The sequence below is a fragment of the Escherichia sp. MOD1-EC6819 genome (genome assembly GCF_002965765.1).
GTDB lineage: Bacteria > Pseudomonadota > Gammaproteobacteria > Enterobacterales > Enterobacteriaceae > Escherichia > Escherichia ruysiae.
Window position 1 is genome coordinate 141818 of sequence record NZ_PTRG01000010.1, and the last position, 21597, is coordinate 163414.

The following is a 21597-nucleotide window of genomic DNA, read 5'->3' on the forward strand; positions in this document are numbered from 1 at the left end:
TTAATAAAATGTGAAGTATTGATCCCTGACAGCATTTTGTACAAAAAGTAGCCATACTATTTAATTGCACAAAGGCTGCAAAGAGGAGGATCGAAGTATGTTCGTTGACAGACAGCGAAGCGATCTACTTAACCGGTTGATCGATGCAAGAGTTGACCTCGCCGCATATGTGCAACTGAGGAAGGCCAAAGGATACATGTCCGTCAGCGAAAGCAATCATCTACGAGATAACTTTTTTAAACTGAATCGCGAACTGCACGATAAATCGCTGCGGTTGAATCTTCATCTGGATCAGGAAGAGTGGAGTGCTCTTCATCATGCTGAAGAAGCATTAGCGACAGCCGCAGTATGTTTGATGAGTGGGCATCATGATTGCCCGACTGTTATTACCGTCAACGCCGATAAGCTTGAAAATTGTCTGATGAGCTTAACGCTGAGTATCCAGAGCCTTGAAAAGCACACCATGCTTGCGCAGGCCTGAAAACTAAGGGGGAGAAAGCGTCTCCCCCTTCATGTTTAAGTTTTTGTAAAAATGAATTTGTCATCTCCTCCACTGACTACGCTTTAAGCCAGAGTCAATCCGGAGGCGTTATGCATCGACAATCCCTTTTCCTTGTGCCCTTTCTCTGTGTTTCTTCCGCTCTCTGGGCGGCTCCCGCGCCGGTAAATGTCGAAGTACTGCAAGACAAACTCGACCATCCGTGGGCGCTGGCCTTTTTACCTGATAATCACGGCATGTTAATCACCCTGCGCGGTGGCGAGTTGCGTCACTGGCAAGCAGGAAAAGGATTATCTGCGCCGCTTGTCGGTGTGCCGGAAGTCTGGGCGCGCGGGCAGGGCGGCCTGCTGGATGTGGCATTAGCGCCTGATTTTGCCCAGTCGCGCCGCATCTGGTTAAGTTATTCCGAAGTTGGCGATGATGGCAAAGCCGGAACTGCCGTGGGGTATGGCCGCTTAAGTGATGATCTCTCAAAAGTGACCGACTTCCGCACTGTCTTTCGCCAGACACCAAAACTTTCTACCGGCAACCATTTTGGCGGGCGGCTGGTCTTCGACGGTAACGGTTATCTTTTTGTTGCTCTGGGCGAAAACAATCAGCGTCTGACGGCGCAAGATCTGGATAAATTACAGGGCAAACTGGTGCGTCTGACCGAACAGGGCGAGATCCCGGATGATAATCCCTTTGTAAACGAATCCGGTGCGCGAGCCGGGATCTGGTCTTATGGCATTCGTAACCCGCAAGGGATGGCGATGAATCCGTGGAGTAATGCGCTGTGGCTGAATGAACATGGCCCGCGCGGTGGTGATGAAATTAATATCCCGCAAAAAGGCAAAAACTACGGTTGGCCGCTGGCAACCTGGGGCATTAATTACTCAGGTTTTAAAATACCGGAAGCAAAAGGGGAAATCGTCGCCGGAACCGAGCAACCGGTTTTTTACTGGAAAGATTCGCCCGCCGTGAGCGGTATGGCCTTCTATAACAGTGACAAATTCCCCCAGTGGCAGCAAAAATTATTTATTGGCGCGCTGAAAGATAAAGATGTCATCGTGATGAGCGTCAAAGGCGACAAAGTGACGGAAGATGGCCGCATATTAACGGACAGGGGGCAGCGAATTCGTGACGTTCGCACAGGACCCGACGGTTATTTATACGTTCTCACCGACGAGTCCAACGGGGAATTACTCAAAGTTAGCCCACGCAATTAGCTAACGGGGATCATCACCACTTTGCGCACTGCGGGGCGTTCGGTGAGTTGCTGATACCAGCGTTGCAGATTCGGACGCGGTGTCCAGGTCAGGCCAACGTTAAACAAATTGTAAATAAACGGTGCGATAGCGATATCGCCCACACCAAACTCGTCGCCAGAAAACCATTTTACTTTTGCCAGTTCCGCATCGAGTAGGGCAAACAGGGCATCGCACTCTTTGCAGCTGGCATCAATGGCGGCCTGATTACGTTCTTCTGGTGGCGTTCTGACTAATCCCATCAGGATCCCACGATGGGCATTGCTGAGCGTCTGGTTTGCCCAGTCCATCCACTTTTCGGCTTCTGCGCGACGTGCCGGTGAGTCGATCCACAGACGTTCTTGCCCGTACTGTGCCGCCAGATAGCGGACAATGGCGTTTGATTCCCAAAGAATTAAATCACTTTCGTCATCACGCAACAGCGGCACCAGCCCGTTAGGGTTCATCGCCAGAAAATCGGCGTCATGGTTTACCCCAAACTCACGACCCGCCAAAATTTGCTCATAAGGCAGTTCCAGTTCTTCGAGCGTCAGCAACACTTTTTTAACGTTGGTTGAATTATTCCGACCCCACAACGTAATCATACTCACCCCTTTTCCGACAGGCAGCCACAGGCTGAACAGGACTCCGATGGTGAAGTAAAGTTAACTTTTAAGCAACAGCGAGTAAAAAAATGACGCCAGAAGCAGCGAAGCGGCAGGATATTGCATAAACTTTAAAAACTTTACCAACTTACGGTTTCTTTAAACTTGTGTGTGCGTTATTAATCACCGAACTTATCATACGGCGATATAACGTATTTTTTTTGAATGGATACTCGGGTGGCATTTATGACGCAATACTCCTCTTTCCTTCGTGGTCTTGCAGCGGGTTCTGCATTTTTATTCCTTTTTGCCCCAACGGCATTCGCGGCAGAACAAACCGTTGAAGCGCCGAGCGTGGATGCGCGTGCATGGATTTTAATGGATTACGCCAGCGGTAAAGTGCTGGCAGAAGGCAATGCGGATGAGAAACTGGATCCCGCGAGTCTGACTAAAATCATGACCAGCTATGTGGTTGGGCAGGCGCTTAAGGCCGATAAGATCAAACTCACCGATATGGTGACGGTCGGTAAAGATGCCTGGGCGACGGGAAACCCGGCACTGCGCGGTTCGTCGGTAATGTTCCTCAAACCGGGCGATCAGGTTTCGGTGGCGGATTTGAACAAAGGTGTGATTATCCAGTCCGGTAATGACGCCTGTATTGCGTTGGCCGATTACGTTGCCGGGAGTCAGGAGTCATTTATTGGTTTGATGAATGGTTATGCCAAAAAACTGGGCCTGACCAACACCACCTTCCAGACGGTGCACGGTCTGGATGCGCCGGGGCAATTCAGTACCGCGCGCGATATGGCATTGCTGGGTAAAGCGTTAATCCACGATGTGCCGGAAGAGTACGCTATTCATAAAGAGAAAGAGTTTACCTTTAACAAAATTCGTCAGCCTAACCGTAATCGTCTGCTGTGGAGCAGCAATCTGAATGTTGATGGCATGAAGACCGGAACCACGGCAGGTGCGGGATATAATCTGGTTGCTTCGGCTACCCAGGGTGATATGCGTTTAATCTCCGTAGTGCTGGGGGCAAAAACTGACCGCATCCGTTTTAATGAGTCTGAGAAATTACTGACCTGGGGCTTTCGCTTTTTTGAAACCGTGACGCCAATTAAACCTGATGCCACCTTTGTGACTCAGCGCGTCTGGTTCGGTGATAAGAGCGAAGTGAATCTCGGCGCAGGCGAAGGGGGATCAGTGACCATCCCACGCGGGCAACTGAAAAACCTGAAAGCGAGTTATACGTTAACGGAACCGCAGCTCACCGCGCCGCTGAAAAAAGGTCAGGTTGTCGGCACCATTGATTTCCAGCTTAACGGTAAATCTATTGAACAGCGTCCGCTGATCGTGATGGAAAATGTGGAAGAGGGTGGGTTCTTTGGTCGGATGTGGGACTTCGTGATGATGAAATTCCATCAGTGGTTCGGCAGCTGGTTCTCTTAATCTTCTGATGACCGGATGGCGCGGAAACGTCATCCGGTTATGCGTCATTAATACATCAACTTAATACGCTGCGCCTGCGCATACTTCACATACTCATCTTCCGGACAACAATCGCTCACCACAATATCAAAGCGTTTCAGCTCGCCCATGCGCGCCGGACGTACCTTGCCAAACTTACTGTGGTCGACAACCAGCACGTGCTTTTGTGCCATCGACATCGCCCAGTGTTTTACCGGCAACTCTTCAAGATTAAAACAGGTTGCGCCTTTACTGACATGCACGCCAGCTGCGGAATAAAAAGCGATATCCGGGCAAAAATTATTCAGTGTTTGCTGAAAATCAATGGGTTTGAAAATGGCGTTGCTGGCGTGAAATTCACCACCGCAAAGAAACGCGCGGCAATGGGGTTTCTCTTTCAGCGCCAGAAAGGTATTTAGCGAATAACAAACGGCGGTGAAAGGGATTTCATTATCTATCGCTTCAATAATCCACGGCGTGGTGGTGCCGCAGTCAAAAAAGAGGGTCTGATCGGGTTCAACCAGCGTCGCGGCCAGTTTTGCCGCCCGGCGTTTTTCTTCCACCAGGCGGGATTTTTGATCGCTTAACAGGTAATGGCTGGCACTACGCGGTTCCAGAACAATATAGCCGCCGAGTAGTACGACGGGGGCACTGTTGTTATTCAAATCGCGACGAATCGTCATCTCTGAAACCCCAAGCAGGGCGGCGGCATCCTTCAGGTGTAACTTATCGCTGCGTTTTAATTCTTGTAGTAACTGCCCGATACGCTCTTCGCGACGTGTTTCCATATTCCCTCTGAATAGTTATTGAAGCGAGCCGCCTGATATTACACTTTTTATCCGAAATCAGCCACGCACCCAGCCTTTACGTATAGGTAAGGCGAAACAGAAGCGATACCATAATTGCAGCTTCTGGTAGAGCATTGCCCCCACAGCCTGCCAGATAATCTGGGCGCTAAGGCAACCAATCATTCCTGCCAACAATCCACCGAGCATGTCCAGCGGCCAGTGAACACCGAGATAAACACGTGACCAGGCAATGACCACCGCCAGCGTCATGAGGATTGCGCCTGACCACAGGCGATGCCAGCATAAAAATGCCAGCGCAAAGGTAAATATCACCGTGCCGTGATCGCTTGGGAAAGAGTCATCCGCCGCATGATGCAGGAAGTTATAGCCGATATGATCAACAAACGGACGGTCGTGCGGAAATAAGTGCCCCATCGTCCAGGAAACAAACAGGCCGACCGCCAGCGCGATAGCGATTTTTATCACCAGTTGCCGTTGCGCTGTAAACCCCCATAGCCAAAGCACCGTAGCCAGCAGCGGTACTACAGTAATTAAATCTTTGGCAATAAAAATCGCTAACGAAATCATCCATGCGGATGAGTCTGGCGTCGCGTTAATAAGAGAGAATAATGAGTAATTCAGATTTTCCAGCATAACTTTCAGACTCAAAAGGTGATTATTGGGGAGCCATCAGGCAAGTCGATGAGCATAAAGTGCATGTTAAACAGGGTAAAGCGGCATCGTCTTATTTCACTTTCGGATTGGTTTACAACAGGGAATAGTAACGCGAAGGAATTAAATAAAGCTTAAAGAAAGAGTAGCTATACTCGGAATAATGTAAGAATGTGCTTAAGCGTGGTTTCACCTACAAAATTTGCTTTCTCGTTTGCCGCGCTTTTATTAAACTTTGCGCGATTATTATTGGCGAAGAAATTGCATGCAAAATAGATTAGCTTCCGGTGCCCGGCTTGGACGTCAGGCGTTACTTTTTCCTCTCTGTCTGGTGCTCTACGAATTCTCGACCTATATCGGCAATGATATGATTCAACCCGGTATGCTCGCTGTAGTGGAAGAGTATCAGGCGGGTATTGACTGGGTTCCTACTTCGATGACCGCTTACCTGGCGGGCGGGATGTTTTTACAGTGGCTCCTGGGACCGCTGTCGGATCGTATTGGCCGCCGTCCGGTGATGCTGGCGGGCGTGGTGTGGTTTATCGTCACCTGTCTGGCAATATTGTTGGCGCAAAACATTGAACAATTCACGCTATTACGCTTCCTGCAAGGGATAAGCCTTTGTTTCATTGGCGCTGTCGGATACGCCGCGATTCAGGAATCCTTCGAAGAGGCGGTTTGTATCAAGATCACCGCGCTGATGGCGAACGTGGCGCTGATTGCTCCGCTACTCGGTCCGCTGGTGGGCGCCGCATGGATCCATGTGCTGCCCTGGGAGGGGATGTTTGTCTTGTTTGCCGCATTGGCAGCGATCTCCTTTTTCGGTCTGCAACGCGCTATGCCGGAAACCGCCACGCGTATTGGTGAGAAACTGTCCCTGAAAGAGCTTGGGCATGACTACAAGCTGGTGCTGAAGAACGGTCGCTTTGTTGCCGGAGCTCTGGCGCTGGGGTTCGTCAGCCTGCCGTTGCTGGCGTGGATCGCCCAGTCACCAATTATCATTATCACTGGCGAAAAGTTGAGCAGCTATGAATATGGTTTGCTGCAAGTGCCAGTTTTCGGGGCGTTAATTGCGGGTAACTTGCTGTTAGCGCGTTTGACCTCGCGCCGCACCGTTCGTGCATTGATCATCATGGGCGGCTGGCCGATTATGATTGGCCTGTTAGTCGCCGCTGCCGCAACGGTTATCTCATCGCACGCGTATTTATGGATGACCGCCGGGTTAAGTATTTATGCTTTTGGTATTGGCCTGGCGAATGCGGGGCTGGTGCGATTAACCCTGTTTGCCAGCGATATGAGTAAAGGTACGGTTTCTGCGGCGATGGGGATGTTACAAATGCTGATCTTTACCGTCGGTATAGAAATCAGTAAACATGCCTGGCTGAACGGGGGCAACGGCCTGTTTAATCTCTTTAACCTTGCCAACGGAATTTTGTGGCTGCTGCTGATGTTTATCTTTTTAAAAGATAAACAAACAGGAAATTCAAACGACGGATAAGAAAATGCCTGGTTGCTTTGCACAATCAGGCATTCATGGATTAATGGTGATGGTCGTCGATTTGATGTTCGATAACCATCCCTTCGCCTACGCTGGCAAGGTGACGAACATACGGATGTGGGCGGTAAGCCGGCGCTGGAGTAGGCGCCACATAGACAGTTTGCGGTACAGTCGCGACGCTGACCGCTTGTGGAACGCTGACTGAATCGGGGACTACCACCACTTTGTATCCGCTCGGCACATCAACGGTGACACTTTGCGCCATTGCCACACCAGTAAAACTCAACAGAAACGCGCCCAGCAGTACACAATTTTTCATCATCATTTCGCCTGAAATAATCCAGAAGGGGAATTTCCGCGAATTATGCATCCTTCATTCAGGCATTGTGTTGCCGGGCGTGCTGCCGTTTTATTGATTAAATGGCGCTTCGTGCTTAAGAACTTTATCGATCACATCCAGTACGCCTTCACGGTTATTGGAGCCAGCGCGGTATTTCGCCGCAGCTACGACCGCGTTGCCGGCATTTTCCATCGCAAAGCTAAAGCCAGCCTGGCGCAGCATTTCGATATCGTTACCGCCATCGCCAAAGACCACCACTTCACTGTCGTCTATTCCCCATAACTTCTGGAGTTGCCGCAGGCCATTGGCTTTATGTACGCCGGGGATAATCAGATCGATGCTACCGTTGCCGGTGTGAACCGGCACCATAATATCGCCAATCGAATCATGTAACTCTTTTTGCACTTGCGGAATCAGTTCATCGGAAAGATTCAGGCCAAACTTAAAGAAGATATCTTCTAAGTTGTCAAAGTTATCGACATATTCCAGACGGTGATAATACATTTCCGCCACCGTTTTCATGGCATCGTCATATTTTTTGAGGGTATAGGCGCTATTTTTTCCGCAGGCAATAATTTCCACTTCCGGGCGCGTCAGTAAATGTTCCACTACAGTGGTAAATGCATTTTTCGACAGCTTGCCATTAAAAACATCTTTGCCTTCGCTCACTACCCAACCGCCGTTTTCTGCCACAAAGGCAATTTCATCGGCAATTTCGGGGAAGAAAGAGATCAACTGATAATATTGATTCCCGCTGGCGACCACAAAGCGAATCCCTTGTGCTTTCATTTGCTGATATTGAGCCATAAACCGCTCGCGGTTATAGGTTTTTTGATCGCTTAAGAAAGTACCATCCATGTCTACCGCAATTAATTTAATGCTCATCAACTATTCTCCATCGCCGTCTGCGTTTTGGTATCGGGTTTGGCGACGGCCTTCGCGACAATAGCCGCGAGAATAACCAGCGCCAGTACAACCAGCATTGCACTACGTAATCCATAATGTTCGCCGAGATAGCCCAGCAGCGGCGGCCCGACGAGGAAAGCCAGATAACCGGTTGTTGCTACCACGCTGACGCGGGTCGGCGCATCGGGGCCGGTATCACTGGCGGCAGAAATGGTCAGTGGGAAGCCCAGAGAAGCTCCCAACCCCCAAAGGACAACAGACACCCCCGCGACCCAGGCGCTATCGACAAAAATAATCAGCCCAATACCCAACGCACCCATTAGCGCACTGGCCCGAACCACGGCAACGCGACTGTAACGGTCTATGAACCAACCGCCAGTGAAGCGTCCAACGGTCATCCCCAGGGTAAAACCGGCATAAATCAGCGAGCCGGAAGTAGGGCTAAAACCGTGACCATCAACCATTAATAAGGGTAACCAGTCGTTGGCAGAACCTTCTGCAAACGCCATCGCCAGCACCACGACACCAATCAACAGCAACTGGATATCGCGATAAAAAGGTACGCCTTTTTCGCCATGCTGCGTGCCATCGGCGGCATTTTTTCCTGTTCCGTCAGGGATTGCCTGAATGGCGATATAAATAGGTGCAATGCCGACCAGTGCCGCCAACAAAATATGCACAGTTGCCGGAACGCCAAAGGCCGTCAGCGCCATCCCGACACCAGCACCTGCCAGCGTGCCCAGGCTATAAAAGCCGTGCATCATCGGCAAAACCGTTTTATTCATTTCTCGCTCAACGGCGGCACCTTCAACGTTTATAGCAACTTCAGCGGAACCAAAACTGGCTCCAAAGACGCCAAGACCCACGGCAAAGAGCACGGGCGATGTCAGCCAGAGTGCCAGACTTAATATCATCATCCCGATCAACGCGCAGGACATCGTGACCAGGATGACATTACGCGTCCCAAAACGTTTCACTAACCACGCCGAGCAGAGAATTCCGCTCATCGAACCGATCGACAAGCCAAAGAGTACACCGCCCATTTCAGCGATCGAAACAGAAAGAATGTCGCGAATCGCTGGCGTACGGGTTGCCCAGGACGCCATTAACAGGCCTGGCAAAAAGAAGAACATAAACAGCGCCCAGGTTCGGCGTTTCAAGGCATTACGTGAAGAATTTACGGTCATAGATCACGTCAAAAAAAGAAGAGGGAAGACAACATTAGCAAGGTTGTGTACATTTGTACACAATTGCAAAGAGAGGAAATGACATGCGTCGCGCTAACGATCCGCAACGGCGAGAAAAAATCATCCAGGCCACGCTGGAGGCGGTGAAACTTTACGGAATACATGCCGTTACACACCGCAAAATCGCTACCCTTGCCGGAGTGCCGTTGGGGTCGATGACCTACTATTTTTCAGGAATTGATGAGCTGCTGCTGGAGGCGTTCAGCAGTTTTACAGAGATAATGTCTAAGCAATATCAGGCATTTTTTAGTGATGTCAGTGATGCTTCAGGCGCCTGCCAGGCCATAACTGACATGATCTACAGCTCGCAGGTTGCAACGCCGGATAACATGGAACTGATGTATCAACTCTACGCATTGGCCAGCCGAAAACCGCTATTAAAAACGGTGATGCAAAACTGGATGCAGCGCAGTCAGCAAACGCTCGAACAATGGTTTGAACCCGGAACCGCCCGCGCGCTGGATGCATTTATTGAAGGGATGACACTGCATTTTGTCACTGACCGTAAGCCGCTATCGCGCGAGGATATTTTGCAGATGGTGGCGCAATTGGCAGGGCAGGAGATAAATTTCAGGCAACAAAAAACCCACCAACCTTGAACCGAAATGGCGGGGTTGATGGGCTCCACAAAATGGGGACATCAAAGAAAAGCAGTGGCACTAATTAAGACTGATGCCCCGAGGAAAAGTTCTGCGGTTGTGCAAAAAAATTTCATTTTTGGGGCAACTTCAGTTTTATCCGAGTCCTGGCCATACCATTACGATGATTGTCCCTGCCAACGTCAGCAGCACGTTAGCTATTGCATAAGTGCCCGCATAACCTAATGCCGGAATGTTGCTGCGCGCAGTGTCGCTGATGATCTCCATTGCTGGAGCACAAGTACGCGCGCCCATCATTGCACCGAACAACAGCGCGCGGTTCATGCGCAGCACGTAAGCGCCAAACAGGAAGCAAATCACAACGGGCACCAGGCTGACAATTAACCCGGCAATCAACATCTGACCGCCAATCGCGCCCAGGCCGTTATTGATGCCGCTGCCGGCACTTAAACCAACGCCCGCCATAAATACCATCAAACCGAACTCTTTCACCATGCTTAACGCGCCCTGGGGAATATAGCCGAAGGTTGGGTGGTTCGCTCGCATAAAGCCCAGCATAATACCAGCGAATAACAACCCGGCAGCGTTACCCATGCCGAAGCTGAATGTGCTGAACTGGAAGGTGATCATCCCGATCATCAGACCGATGACAAAGAACGCGCAGAATGCCAGTAGATCAGTAACCTGGCTGTGAATCGAGATAAAGCCGATGCGATCGGCGATGGTTTTCACGCGACGGGCATCGCCGCTCACCTGCAATACATCGCCTTTATTAAGCACCACGTTATCGTCGATCGGCATTTCGATCTGGCTGCGAATGACGCGGTTAAGGAAACAACCGTGATCGGTCAGCTTCAGTTGTGCCAGACGTTTACCGACAGCGTTATGGTTTTTGACGACCACCTCTTCAGTGACGATACGCATGTCGAGAAGGTCTCGATCAAAAACTTCTTTACCATTACGGAAGCTGGGATCGAGTCGGGCGTGGGCGTCGGGATAGCCTACCAACGCTATTTCATCGCCCATCTGTAGCACGGCGTCACCATCCGGATTTGCCAGAATCCCGTTACGACGAATACGTTCAATGTAGCAACCTGTTTGTCGATAAATACCCAGTTCACGCAAGTTTTTGCCGTCGGCCCAGGCGACCAGTTCCGGGCCGACGCGGTAGGCGCGAATTACCGGCAGATAGACTTTACGGCTGGCGTCGGTGTCCAGACCTCGCTCACGAGCGATTTGCTGGGCGCTGGTCTGTAAGTCCTGATGCTGCAACTTAGGCAAGTAACGCGCACCGACAATCAAACTCACCAGGCCAATCAAATAGGTTAATGCATACCCGAGGCTTAAATTATCCAGTGCCGCAGAGAGTTGCCTGCTTTCTATTCCAGAGTGGCGTAAGGTATCGCCCGCACCAACCAAAACCGGTGTTGATGTCATTGAGCCAGCCAACATACCAGCCGTCAGGCCGATGTCCCAGCCAAACAACTTACCCAGCCCTAAGGCGATCAGCAGTGCACTACCGACCATTACCAGGGCTAACATTAGGTAATTTTTACCATCGCGGAAAAAAATGGAAAAAAAGTTGGGTCCGGCTTCGACCCCGACGCAGAAAATAAACAGCATAAAGCCAAGATTAAGCGCGTCGGTGTTAATACTGAAATGTTGTTGCCCTAATAACAGTGATACGACTAAAACGCCAATGGAATTACCCAGTTGGATTGAACCAAGTCGTAATTTTCCGAGACATAGTCCAAGCGCGAGGACCACGAATAATAACAGAATGTAATTCCCATTTAACAATTCGGCGACGTTTATATTCACGGAGACTAACTTCTTGTTTACGAGTAAGCTGTTGAAAGAAATGGTAATTTAAGATAATGTTTTTACCTGAATTCAGAGCGCAGATTCATTCAGCGCACTTAATCAATAGTAAAGTAACAATATATTTTACTAGTGTAATCACATTAGATACCAACGGCTATAAGAATTGTGTTGGCCTATATTAGCATGGAATGCGAAGCGGCTTTATCTTACTGAGCGCCACACCGGCGAAAAATGTGTTCGATAGAGGCAGTGTCAGGAGGAACATGTGAAACATAAACAACATTGGGCGGGGGCAATTTGCTGTTTTGTCCTCTTTATTGTGGTGTGCCTTTTTCTGGCGACACATATGAAGGGAGCTTTTCGGGCTGCCGGGCACCCTGAAATCGGCTTACTGTTTTTCATTCTTCCTGGGGCTGTAGCCAGCTTTTTTTCGCGGCGTAGAGAAGTCCTTAAACCACTGTTTGGCGCAATGCTGGCAGCACCCTGTTCTATGTTAATTATGCGTCTGTTTTTTTCACCATCACGCTCATTCTGGCAGGAGCTGGCGTGGTTGTTGAGTGCCGTCTTCTGGTGTGCGCTGGGCGCGTTATGTTTTTTGTTTATTAGTAGCTTGTTCAGGCCACAACACAGAAAAAATCAATAAAGCCCTCAAACAGAGAGGGCTTATCCGGTAATCAGGCGTCAAGATTCTCTTTCACCCAGGCAGCAAAATCGGTATAGCCACCGATGTGTTGCTGATCGACAAAAATCTGCGGTACGGTTTCTACCGGCTTGCCAGCTTTCTGTTGCAGATCCTCTTTAGTGATCCCTTCAGCACGAATATCCACATACTGATAGTGAAAATCATCGTGTTCATTACTTAACTTTTCTGCCAAATCTTTGGCACGCACGCAGTAAGGGCAACCCGGACGACCGAAAATAACGGTTTGCATTGGCTTTCTCCATTTATCTGTCATGTGTGCATGATCACGCCAAATCTTATTCGCTGAAAGTAGGTTTAACCTGTTGCATTGATTGCTTAAAGCTATAACTGTTAAGCACAACGCGGCGAAAGGTTTTAAACTGGCTGCTCACTTTGCAGAGGGAAGTCTATGCGCGCGATCGGTAAATTGCCTAAAAGCGTGTTGATACTGGAATTTCTCGGAATGATGTTACTGGCGGCGGCGTTACTGTCGATAAGTGACAACTTTTCGCTTCCAGCGCCGTTTTCTACGCCAGAAGCGCAAATTCTGATGATTTTTCTCGGTGTTTTGCTCATGCTTCCCGCTGCGGTGGTGGTTATTCTTCAGGTGGCAAAACGGCTGGCCCCGCAACTGATGAATCATCCACCGGAATCTTCACGTTCAGAAAGAGAAAAAGATAATGACGCCAACCATTGAACTTATTTGTGGTCACCGCTCCATTCGCCATTTCACTGATGAACCTATCTCCGCTGAACAGCGTGAGGCGATTATCAACAGCGCCCGTGCGACCTCCAGTTCCAGCTTTTTGCAGTGTAGTAGCATTATTCGCATTACCGACCCCGCATTGCGTGAAGCCCTGGTGCCGCTGACCGGTGGGCAAAAACACGTTGCGCAAGCGGCGGAGTTTTGGGTGTTTTGCGCCGACTTTAACCGTCATTTGCAGATCTGCCCGGATGCTCAACTCGGCCTGGCTGAACAGTTGTTGCTCGGTGTTGTTGATACGGCGATGATGGCACAAAACGCCTTAATCGCAGCGGAATCGTTGGGGTTAGGCGGTGTATATATTGGCGGCCTGCGCAATAACATTGAAGCGGTGACGGCGCTGCTGAAATTACCAAAGCATGTTCTGCCGCTGTTTGGCCTGTGTCTCGGCTGGCCTGCGGATAACCCGGATCTCAAGCCGCGTTTACCGGCTTCCATTTTGGTGCATGAAAACAGCTACCAACCGCTGGATAAAGATGCTCTGGCACAGTATGACGAGCAACTGGCGGAATATTATCTTACCCGTGGCAGTAATAATCGCCGGGATACCTGGAGCGATCATATTCGCCGGACGATTATCAAAGAAAGCCGTCCTTTTATTCTCGATTATTTGCATAAACAAGGTTGGGCGACGCGCTAAAACCGTTACGGCGATGTATTATACGCGGGCTTTTGACCAGGTCTGACAGAGAGGTGCAGGGTGAAAATTGCCATATTGTCCCGGGATGGAACGCTCTATTCGTGTAAGCGGCTGCGTGAAGCCGCCATACAGCGTGGTCACCTGGTTGAAATTCTCGATCCGCTTTCTTGCTACATGAACATAAATCCTGCGGCGTCTTCCATTCACTACAAAGGCCGTAAGTTACCCCATTTTGACGCAGTGATCCCACGCATTGGCACTGCTATAACCTTTTATGGGACGGCGGTGCTGCGCCAGTTCGAAATGCTGGGCAGTTACCCGCTGAACGAATCGGTCGCGATTGCCCGGGCGCGTGACAAATTGCGTTCCATGCAACTGCTGGCGCGTCAGGGCATTGACCTGCCTGTCACGGGGATTGCGCATTCGCCGGATGATACCAGCGACTTAATCGATATGGTCGGTGGTGCGCCACTGGTGGTTAAGCTGGTCGAAGGCACGCAGGGAATTGGTGTGGTGCTGGCGGAAACGCGCCAGGCGGCAGAAAGCGTGATTGATGCTTTTCGCGGCCTGAACGCTCATATTCTGGTGCAGGAATATATCAAAGAGGCGCAAGGGTGCGATATCCGCTGTCTGGTCGTCGGTGATGAAGTTGTCGCGGCGATTGAACGGCGGGCGAAAGAGGGCGATTTTCGCTCCAATTTGCATCGTGGCGGCGCGGCAAGCATCGCCAGTATCACGCCGAAGGAGCGTGAAATCGCCATCAAAGCCGCGCGAACGATGGCGCTGGATGTTGCCGGTGTGGATATTCTGCGTGCCAATCGCGGGCCATTGGTGATGGAGGTGAATGCGTCGCCGGGGCTGGAAGGAATAGAAAAAACCACCGGTATCGACATTGCGGGTAAAATGATCCGCTGGATCGAACGCCACGCCACGGCAGAATATTGCCTGAAAACGGGTGGTTAGTCGCAATCACATTACTGATCATGGTTTTGCCTGCGCTTTTTGCGTAAGCTGTGCCAGTCTTTTTATCGGAAGAGGTTGTACAAAATTATGACATCGCTGGTCGTTCCTGGTCTGGATACGTTGCGTCAATGGCTCGATGACCTGGGGATGAGTTTTTTTGAATGTGATAACTGTCAGGCTTTGCATCTGCCCCATATGCAGAATTTCGACGGTGTCTTTGATGCCAAAATCGACCTGATTGATAACACAATCCTGTTTTCTGCCATGGCGGAAGTCAGGCCTTCAGCCGTGTTGCCGCTGGCGGCGGATTTATCAGCCATCAATGCCAGCTCACTGACCGTGAAAGCATTTCTCGATATGCAGGATGATAATCTGCCAAAGCTGGTGGTTTGCCAGTCTTTATCTGTTATGCAGGGCGTAACCTATGAACAGTTTGCATGGTTTGTACGCCAGAGCGAAGAGCAGATTTCAATGGTCATCCTCGAAGCTAATGCCCATCAGCTGCTGTTGCCGACTGACGATGAAGGGCAAAACAACGTTACCGAAAACTATTTCCTTCACTGATAACTTTCTTCGAGCACGCAGTCGCTGCCGCAGTGACTGCGCGTCGTAATATTTCCTGCTGATTTTAACCCTTCATTAAAGATTATTTCACTTCTATTGTGCCAGATTTGCTTTATCACATAGAGCAAATGCGCATAAAAATTTGTTAAATACCGTTTTTTAATTACAGCTATAGTTTCAAACCCTGGCTAAAGTTATTCTTGCGAGGCTTTTATATAGCGAGCAATGCTGGCCGGGAGAGAGTTCTCTTTTCTTGCACCGCGCCGATAAAAAATATGCACGTTTATTGCATATCTTTCAGTGTGACAACTTTTGTTCGTTTGTTAACGAACTTTCAGAAGGAAAGAGATATGACCGCCTTAAATAAAAAATGGCTATCGGGTCTGATTGCGGGTGCTCTGATGGCCGTCTCTGTCGGCACGCTCGCGGCTGAACAAAAAACACTCCACATCTATAACTGGTCTGATTATATCGCCCCGGATACGGTGGCAAATTTTGAAAAAGAGACCGGTATTAAAGTCGTCTACGATGTTTTTGATTCCAACGAAGTGCTGGAAGGCAAATTAATGGCGGGGAGTACCGGTTTTGACCTGGTCGTGCCGTCAGCCAGCTTTCTGGAGCGCCAGTTGACTGCGGGAGTATTCCAGCCGCTGGATAAAAGCAAATTGCCGGAGTGGAAGAATCTCGATCCAGGACTGCTGAAGCTGGTGGCAAAACACGATCCCGACAATAAATTTGCTATGCCGTATATGTGGGCGACTACCGGGATTGGGTATAACGTCGATAAAGTCAAAGCAGTGCTGGGCGAAAACGCGCCGGTCGATAGCTGGGACTTGATCCTCAAACCAGAAAATCTGGAAAAACTGAAAAGCTGTGGTGTCTCTTTCCTCGATGCGCCGGAAGAAGTTTTTGCCACTGTGTTGAATTATCTTGGTAAAGATCCGAACAGCACCAAAGCGGATGATTACACCGGACCAGCGACTGACCTGCTATTGAAACTGCGCCCGAATATTCGTTATTTCCATTCATCTCAATATATTAACGACCTGGCTAATGGCGACATCTGCGTGGCGATTGGCTGGGCGGGCGATGTCTGGCAGGCCTCCAACCGCGCGAAGGAGGCGAAGAATGGCGTGAATGTCTCTTTCTCGATTCCGAAAGAAGGGGCGATGGCATTCTTTGATGTCTTTGCCATGCCTGCCGATGCCAAAAATAAAGACGAAGCGTATCAGTTCCTGAATTATCTGCTGCGCCCGGATGTAGTAGCACATATCTCTGACCATGTGTTCTATGCCAACGCCAATAAAGCAGCTACGCCGCTGGTGAGTGCGGAAGTGCGTGATAATCCAGGGATTTATCCTCCGGCGGACGTTCGCGCCAAAATGTTCACCCTGCAAGTGCAGGATCCGAAAATCGATCGTGTGCGCACCCGCGCGTGGACAAAAGTGAAGAGCGGAAAATAATCCGCTGCCGTAGATGCCGGACGGGCGCACCACTCCCGCCGGCAATTCGCACCATCCTGGTGCGCTTGCACACATTAAATGCCGGAGAGCAGCCGTGAATGACGCTATCCCTCGCCCGCAGGCGAAAAGTCGTAAGTCGCTGACACCACTATTAGAAATCCGCAATTTGACCAAATCTTACGATGGTCAACACGCGGTCGATGATGTCAGTCTGACCATTTATAAAGGCGAAATCTTTGCACTGCTGGGCGCATCCGGCTGTGGCAAGTCCACGCTGCTGCGTATGTTGGCAGGTTTCGAACAACTTTCTGCCGGGCAAATTATGCTTGATGGTGTTGATTTGTCACAGGTTCCGCCTTATCTGCGCCCCATCAACATGATGTTCCAGTCCTACGCGCTATTCCCCCATATGACCGTGGAGCAAAACATTGCTTTTGGTCTGAAACAAGACAAGTTACCAAAAGCGGAAATTGCCAGTCGGGTCAATGAAATGCTGGGGCTGGTGCATATGCAGGAGTTTGCCAAACGCAAACCGCATCAGCTTTCCGGTGGCCAACGTCAGCGAGTGGCGCTGGCCCGAAGCCTCGCTAAACGCCCGAAACTATTACTGCTCGATGAACCGATGGGCGCGCTGGATAAAAAACTGCGCGACCGGATGCAGCTTGAAGTGGTGGATATTCTGGAGCGTGTCGGCGTGACCTGTGTGATGGTAACGCACGATCAGGAAGAGGCGATGACCATGGCGGGGCGCATCGCGATTATGAATCGCGGTAAATTTGTTCAGATTGGCGAGCCGGAAGAGATCTACGAGCATCCGACTACCCGCTATAGCGCCGAGTTTATTGGATCGGTAAACGTCTTTGAAGGCGTACTCAAAGAGCGTCAGGAAGATGGTCTGGTGCTTTATTCGCCGGGGCTGGTGCATCCGCTGAAAGTCGACGCGGATGCCTCGGTGGTCGATAACGTGCCGGTACATGTGGCGCTGCGCCCGGAAAAAATCATGCTTTGCGAAGAGCCGCCCGCCAATGGTTGTAACTTCGCGGTGGGGGAGGTGATACACATTGCCTATCTCGGCGATCTTTCGGTGTATCATGTCCGCCTGAAAAGCGGGCAGATGATCAGCGCCCAGTTACAAAACGCCCATCGTTTTCGCAAAGGGTTACCGACCTGGGGTGATGAAGTTCGTTTGTGCTGGGAATCAGACAGTTGTGTGGTGCTGACGGTTTAAGGAGCAAAGATGAGTACACTTGAACCTGCTGCCCAGCCGGGCGGATTAAAGCAGTGGCTTACACAGTGGCAAATGAAGCACGGGCGCAAACTGGTGATTGCGCTGCCGTATATCTGGTTGATTTTGTTGTTTCTGCTGCCATTTCTTATCGTCTTTAAAATAAGCCTGGCTGAGATGGCGCGCGCCATTCCGCCTTATACCGAACTGATGGCGTGGGCTGACGGGCAACTGTCTGTCACCCTCAATCTCGGCAATTTCCTGCAACTGACTGACGATCCGCTCTATTTCGATGCTTATCTCCAGTCGTTACAGGTGGCGGCGATTTCGACCGTTTGTTGCTTATTGCTCGGCTATCCGCTGGCGTGGGCAGTGGCGCACAGTAAACCTTCGACCCGCAATATCTTATTGCTGCTGGTGATCCTGCCTTCGTGGACCTCATTTTTGATCCGCGTTTACGCCTGGATGGGGATACTAAAAAACAATGGCGTGCTGAATAATTTCCTGCTGTGGCTGGGGGTTATCGATCAGCCGCTGACCATTCTGCATACCAATCTGGCCGTTTATATCGGCATTGTTTACGCCTATGTGCCGTTTATGGTGTTGCCTATCTACACCGCGTTAACTCGCATTGATTATTCGCTGGTGGAAGCCGCGCTGGATCTCGGCGCGCGTCCGCTGAAGACTTTCTTTACGGTGATTGTGCCGCTTACCAAAGGTGGGATTATCGCCGGATCGATGCTGGTTTTCATTCCGGCGGTGGGTGAGTTTGTGATCCCGGAACTGCTCGGCGGCCCGGACAGCATCATGATCGGGCGCGTTCTGTGGCAGGAGTTTTTCAATAACCGTGACTGGCCGGTGGCCTCAGCGGTGGCAATCGTTATGTTATTGCTGCTGATTGTGCCAATTATGTGGTTCCACAAATATCAGCAAAAAAGCGTGGGGGAACACGGATGAATAATTTACCGGTCGTTCGTTCGCCCTGGCGAATGGTGATTTTGTTGCTGGGCTTCACCTTTCTCTATGCGCCGATGCTGATGCTGGTCATCTATTCATTTAACAGTTCGAAGCTGGTGACGGTGTGGGCCGGTTGGTCAACGCGCTGGTACGGCGAGTTATTGCGTGATGATGCGATGATGAGTGCGGTCGGCTTAAGTCTGACGATTGCCGCCTGTGCGGCGACGGCGGCGGCAATTCTTGGAACTATCGCGGCGGTTGTGCTGGTACGCTTTGGGCGGTTTCGTGGATCAAATGGCTTTGCCTTTATGATCACCGCGCCGCTAGTCATGCCGGATGTGATCACTGGCCTGTCGCTGTTGTTATTGTTCGTTGCTCTTGCTCATGCGATCGGCTGGCCTGCCGATCGCGGTATGTTAACTATCTGGCTGGCGCACGTGACCTTCTGTACGGCTTATGTGGCAGTTGTTATTTCTTCGCGTCTGCGGGAACTGGATCGCTCCATTGAAGAAGCGGCGATGGATCTCGGCGCGACGCCGCTGAAGGTGTTTTTCGTCATTACACTACCGATGATCATGCCGGCGATCATTTCTGGCTGGTTACTGGCTTTTACTCTGTCGCTCGACGATCTGGTGATCGCCAGCTTTGTTTCCGGGCCGGGAGCCACCACCTTACCAATGCTGGTCTTCTCCAGCGTGCGGATGGGGGTGAATCCGGAAATCAACGCCCTGGCAACATTGATTCTCGGCGCGGTAGGAATTGTCGGATTTATCGCCTGGTATTTAATGGCGCGCGCAGAAAAGCAGCGGATACGCGATATCCAGCGTGCAAGACGTGGCTGAAGACACTAAAATTTGCCAACCTGGCTACATAATGCCGCGCATGTCGCGGCATTGTTTTCATGGAAGACGAAACGTTGGGATTTTTTAAGAAAACATCTTCATCACATGCTCGCCTGAATGTGCCTGCACTGGTGCAGGTGGCGGCGCTCGCCATTATTATGATCCGTGGCCTCGACGTGCTGATGATTTTCAATACGCTGGGCGTGCGCGGTATCGGCGAGTTCATACATCGCAGCGTACAAACCTGGAGTTTAACGCTGGTCTTTCTAAGCAGCCTTGCGCTGGTTTTTATTGAAATCTGGTGTGCGTTTTCGCTGGTGAAAGGGCGTCGCCTGGCGCGCTGGCTGTATCTGCTGACGCAAATCACGGCCGCCAGTTATCTGTGGGCAGCTTCGCTCGGTTATGGTTACCCTGAGCTGTTCAGCATTCCCGGTGAATCGAAACGCGAAATCTTCCATAGTCTGATGTTACAAAAGCTGCCGGACATGCTCATCTTATTGCTGCTGTTTGTTCCCGCCACCAGTCGGCGGTTCTTCCAGTTGCAATAATGTGTATAATCCTCGCCCCTGATGATGTGAAGGTCAATGTATGCAGTGCGCACTTTACGACGCGGGTCGCTGCCGCTCCTGTCAGTGGATAACGCAGCCGATTCCAGAGCAACTCTCCGCTAAAACCACCGATCTTAAAAATCTGTTGGCCGATTTTCCGGTCGCGGAATGGTGCGCGCCGGTGTCTGGCCCGGAACAAGGGTTTCGCAATAAAGCCAAAATGGTGGTGAGTGGTAGCGTTGAAAAACCACTGCTCGGAATGCTACACCGCGACGGTACGCCAGAAGATCTTTGCGACTGTCCGCTTTACCCTGCCTCATTTGCGCCTGTTTTTGCGGCGCTAAAACCGTTTATCGCCCGTGCGGGGCTGACGCCCTACAACGTGGCGCGCAAACGTGGCGAACTGAAATATATTCTGCTGACTGAAAGCCAGATGGATGGCGGTATGATGCTGCGCTTTGTACTGCGCTCTGAAACCAAGCTGGCGCAACTGCGTAAGGCGCTGCCGTGGTTACAGGCGCAACTGCCGCAGCTAAAAGTCATTACCGTCAATATTCAGCCAGTGCATATGGCGATAATGGAAGGGGAGACGGAGATCTACCTGACCGAACAGCAGGCGCTGGCAGAGCGTTTTAATGACGTGCCGCTGTGGATCCGCCCGCAAAGTTTCTTCCAGACTAATCCGGCGGTCGCCAGCCAGCTGTACGCCACCGCGCGTGACTGGGTGCGGCAATTGCCGGTAAATCATATGTGGGATCTGTTCTGCGGCGTTGGTGGTTTTGGTTTGCATTGCGCAACGCCAGAAATGCAGCTAACGGGGATTGAAATTGCGCCAGAAGCGATAGCCTGTGCGAAACAATCTGCTGCTGAACTGGGTCTAACGCGTCTGCAATTTCAGGCGCTGGACTCCACTCAGTTTGCCACCGCTCAGGGCGAAGTGCCGGAGCTGGTGCTGGTTAATCCACCGCGTCGCGGCATTGGTAAACCGCTGTGTGATTATCTTTCGACGATGGCACCGCGTTTTATTATCTACTCAAGCTGTAACGCCCAAACGATGGCGAAAGATATCCGCGAACTGCCAGGATATCGCATTGAGCGGGTACAGCTTTTCGATATGTTCCCCCACACCGCACATTATGAAGTGCTGACGCTGCTGGTGAAGCAATAAAAAAGCCGCATCTGCGGCTTCAGATCGCAGACCTGGTGCGCTTTGTTCATGCCGGATGCGGCGTGAACGCCTTATCCGGCCTACAAATCGTGCTCAATCAATACATTGCAG

Annotated in this window: 24 protein-coding genes; 16 read left to right on the forward strand and 8 right to left on the reverse strand. The window is 50.8% G+C overall.

All coding sequences use genetic code 11. From position 1 onward, the window contains the following. Positions 1 to 97 precede the first annotated feature (97 nt). The gene (bssR, locus tag A7Z06_RS15880; RefSeq protein WP_000497144.1) at positions 98 to 481 is read left to right on the forward strand and encodes a biofilm formation regulator BssR; all 384 of its coding nucleotides are present in this window, start codon (positions 98 to 100) and stop codon (positions 479 to 481) included. A 110-nt stretch (positions 482 to 591) separates the two neighbouring features. After that, a complete protein-coding gene (gene yliI, locus A7Z06_RS15885) occupies positions 592 to 1707 on the forward strand; it encodes an aldose sugar dehydrogenase YliI (protein ID WP_000555066.1) in 1116 nt (371 codons plus the stop codon). Here the strand turns inward: yliI and gstB are convergent. Further along, the gene (gene gstB, locus A7Z06_RS15890) at positions 1704 to 2330 is read right to left on the reverse strand and encodes a glutathione S-transferase GstB (protein WP_010347520.1); all 627 of its coding nucleotides are present in this window, start codon (positions 2328 to 2330) and stop codon (positions 1704 to 1706) included. The genes yliI and gstB overlap by 4 nt on opposite strands. 246 nt (positions 2331 to 2576) lie before the next feature. On the opposite strand from gstB, the gene dacC reads away from it, so the two are divergent. After that, positions 2577 to 3779, forward strand: a complete 1203-nt coding sequence (dacC, locus tag A7Z06_RS15895; protein WP_024212562.1) for a serine-type D-Ala-D-Ala carboxypeptidase — start codon at positions 2577 to 2579, stop codon at positions 3777 to 3779. 47 nt (positions 3780 to 3826) lie between these two features. Here dacC and deoR read toward each other — a convergent pair whose 3' ends face one another. Both deoR and ybjG read right to left on the reverse strand, forming a co-directional pair. Continuing rightward, positions 3827 to 4585 carry a DNA-binding transcriptional repressor DeoR gene (gene deoR, locus A7Z06_RS15900; protein ID WP_000450139.1) on the reverse strand — a complete coding sequence of 253 codons (759 nt, stop codon included), beginning with the start codon at positions 4583 to 4585 and terminating at the stop codon, positions 3827 to 3829. Between the two features lie 57 nt (positions 4586 to 4642). Next, positions 4643 to 5239 (reverse strand): undecaprenyl-diphosphate phosphatase, encoded by a 597-nt coding sequence (gene ybjG, locus A7Z06_RS15905; RefSeq protein ID WP_000892324.1) that lies wholly within the window; start codon positions 5237 to 5239, stop codon positions 4643 to 4645. A 283-nt stretch (positions 5240 to 5522) separates the two neighbouring features. Between ybjG and mdfA the strand changes: the two genes are divergently transcribed. Beyond that, on the forward strand, positions 5523 to 6755 hold the full coding sequence (gene mdfA / locus A7Z06_RS15910; protein ID WP_010347523.1) for a multidrug efflux MFS transporter MdfA: 1233 nt from the start codon (positions 5523 to 5525) through the stop codon (positions 6753 to 6755). A 40-nt stretch (positions 6756 to 6795) separates the two neighbouring features. Here the strand turns inward: mdfA and ybjH are convergent, their stop codons facing one another. The 3 genes from ybjH to A7Z06_RS15925 all read right to left on the reverse strand — a co-directional run bounded on the left by ybjH (position 6796) and on the right by A7Z06_RS15925 (position 9188). Beyond that, positions 6796 to 7080 carry a protein YbjH gene (gene ybjH / locus A7Z06_RS15915; RefSeq protein WP_077629224.1) on the reverse strand — a complete coding sequence of 95 codons (285 nt, stop codon included), beginning with the start codon at positions 7078 to 7080 and terminating at the stop codon, positions 6796 to 6798. A gap of 84 nt (positions 7081 to 7164) precedes the next feature. After that, a complete protein-coding gene (gene ybjI / locus A7Z06_RS15920) occupies positions 7165 to 7980 on the reverse strand; it encodes a 5-amino-6-(5-phospho-D-ribitylamino)uracil phosphatase (RefSeq protein ID WP_010347526.1) in 816 nt (271 codons plus the stop codon). Further along, the gene (locus A7Z06_RS15925; RefSeq protein ID WP_000217871.1) at positions 7980 to 9188 is read right to left on the reverse strand and encodes an MFS transporter; all 1209 of its coding nucleotides are present in this window, start codon (positions 9186 to 9188) and stop codon (positions 7980 to 7982) included. Before A7Z06_RS15925 ends, ybjI begins: the two co-directional genes overlap by 1 nt. Before the next feature lie 83 nt (positions 9189 to 9271). Between A7Z06_RS15925 and rcdA the strand changes: the two genes are divergently transcribed. Then, positions 9272 to 9847, forward strand: a complete 576-nt coding sequence (rcdA, locus tag A7Z06_RS15930; protein WP_001250445.1) for a DNA-binding transcriptional regulator RcdA — start codon at positions 9272 to 9274, stop codon at positions 9845 to 9847. 135 nt (positions 9848 to 9982) lie between these two features. On the opposite strand, the gene A7Z06_RS15940 is transcribed toward rcdA, so the two are convergent. Then, on the reverse strand, positions 9983 to 11668 hold the full coding sequence (locus A7Z06_RS15940) for an aspartate:alanine antiporter (RefSeq protein WP_001024863.1): 1686 nt from the start codon (positions 11666 to 11668) through the stop codon (positions 9983 to 9985). A 268-nt stretch (positions 11669 to 11936) separates the two neighbouring features. On the opposite strand from A7Z06_RS15940, the gene A7Z06_RS15945 reads away from it, so the two are divergent. Continuing rightward, the gene (locus tag A7Z06_RS15945) at positions 11937 to 12314 is read left to right on the forward strand and encodes an inner membrane protein YbjM (protein WP_000681103.1); all 378 of its coding nucleotides are present in this window, start codon (positions 11937 to 11939) and stop codon (positions 12312 to 12314) included. 31 nt (positions 12315 to 12345) lie between these two features. On the opposite strand, the gene grxA is transcribed toward A7Z06_RS15945, so the two are convergent. Next, positions 12346 to 12603 carry a glutaredoxin 1 gene (gene grxA, locus A7Z06_RS15950; protein ID WP_001195223.1) on the reverse strand — a complete coding sequence of 86 codons (258 nt, stop codon included), beginning with the start codon at positions 12601 to 12603 and terminating at the stop codon, positions 12346 to 12348. A 159-nt stretch (positions 12604 to 12762) separates the two neighbouring features. Between grxA and A7Z06_RS15955 the strand changes: the two genes are divergently transcribed. The 10 genes from A7Z06_RS15955 to rlmC all read left to right on the forward strand — a co-directional run bounded on the left by A7Z06_RS15955 (position 12763) and on the right by rlmC (position 21486). Further along, complete coding sequence (locus A7Z06_RS15955) at positions 12763 to 13050, forward strand: YbjC family protein (RefSeq protein WP_001201587.1); 288 nt, start codon at positions 12763 to 12765, stop codon at positions 13048 to 13050. After that, entirely contained in the window at positions 13034 to 13756 is a 723-nt protein-coding gene (gene nfsA / locus A7Z06_RS15960) for a nitroreductase NfsA (RefSeq protein WP_000189117.1), read from the forward strand. Before A7Z06_RS15955 ends, nfsA begins: the two co-directional genes overlap by 17 nt. Positions 13757 to 13816: 60 nt before the next feature. Then, entirely contained in the window at positions 13817 to 14719 is a 903-nt protein-coding gene (gene rimK, locus A7Z06_RS15965) for a 30S ribosomal protein S6--L-glutamate ligase (protein ID WP_000684348.1), read from the forward strand. An 87-nt stretch (positions 14720 to 14806) separates the two neighbouring features. Further along, complete coding sequence (locus tag A7Z06_RS15970; RefSeq protein WP_000203025.1) at positions 14807 to 15283, forward strand: YbjN domain-containing protein; 477 nt, start codon at positions 14807 to 14809, stop codon at positions 15281 to 15283. Between the two features lie 350 nt (positions 15284 to 15633). After that, complete coding sequence (potF, locus tag A7Z06_RS15980) at positions 15634 to 16746, forward strand: spermidine/putrescine ABC transporter substrate-binding protein PotF (RefSeq protein ID WP_000126058.1); 1113 nt, start codon at positions 15634 to 15636, stop codon at positions 16744 to 16746. A 94-nt stretch (positions 16747 to 16840) separates the two neighbouring features. Continuing rightward, the gene (gene potG, locus A7Z06_RS15985) at positions 16841 to 17974 is read left to right on the forward strand and encodes a putrescine ABC transporter ATP-binding subunit PotG (RefSeq protein WP_105279491.1); all 1134 of its coding nucleotides are present in this window, start codon (positions 16841 to 16843) and stop codon (positions 17972 to 17974) included. A gap of 9 nt (positions 17975 to 17983) precedes the next feature. Next, positions 17984 to 18928 (forward strand): putrescine ABC transporter permease PotH, encoded by a 945-nt coding sequence (potH, locus tag A7Z06_RS15990; RefSeq protein ID WP_000105409.1) that lies wholly within the window; start codon positions 17984 to 17986, stop codon positions 18926 to 18928. After that, complete coding sequence (potI, locus tag A7Z06_RS15995) at positions 18925 to 19770, forward strand: putrescine ABC transporter permease PotI (protein ID WP_085460562.1); 846 nt, start codon at positions 18925 to 18927, stop codon at positions 19768 to 19770. Before potH ends, potI begins: the two co-directional genes overlap by 4 nt. A gap of 59 nt (positions 19771 to 19829) precedes the next feature. Continuing rightward, positions 19830 to 20318 carry a YbjO family protein gene (locus A7Z06_RS16000; protein WP_000389254.1) on the forward strand — a complete coding sequence of 163 codons (489 nt, stop codon included), beginning with the start codon at positions 19830 to 19832 and terminating at the stop codon, positions 20316 to 20318. A gap of 40 nt (positions 20319 to 20358) precedes the next feature. Further along, on the forward strand, positions 20359 to 21486 hold the full coding sequence (gene rlmC / locus A7Z06_RS16005; protein ID WP_001149761.1) for a 23S rRNA (uracil(747)-C(5))-methyltransferase RlmC: 1128 nt from the start codon (positions 20359 to 20361) through the stop codon (positions 21484 to 21486). Positions 21487 to 21597: the final 111 nt, after the last annotated feature.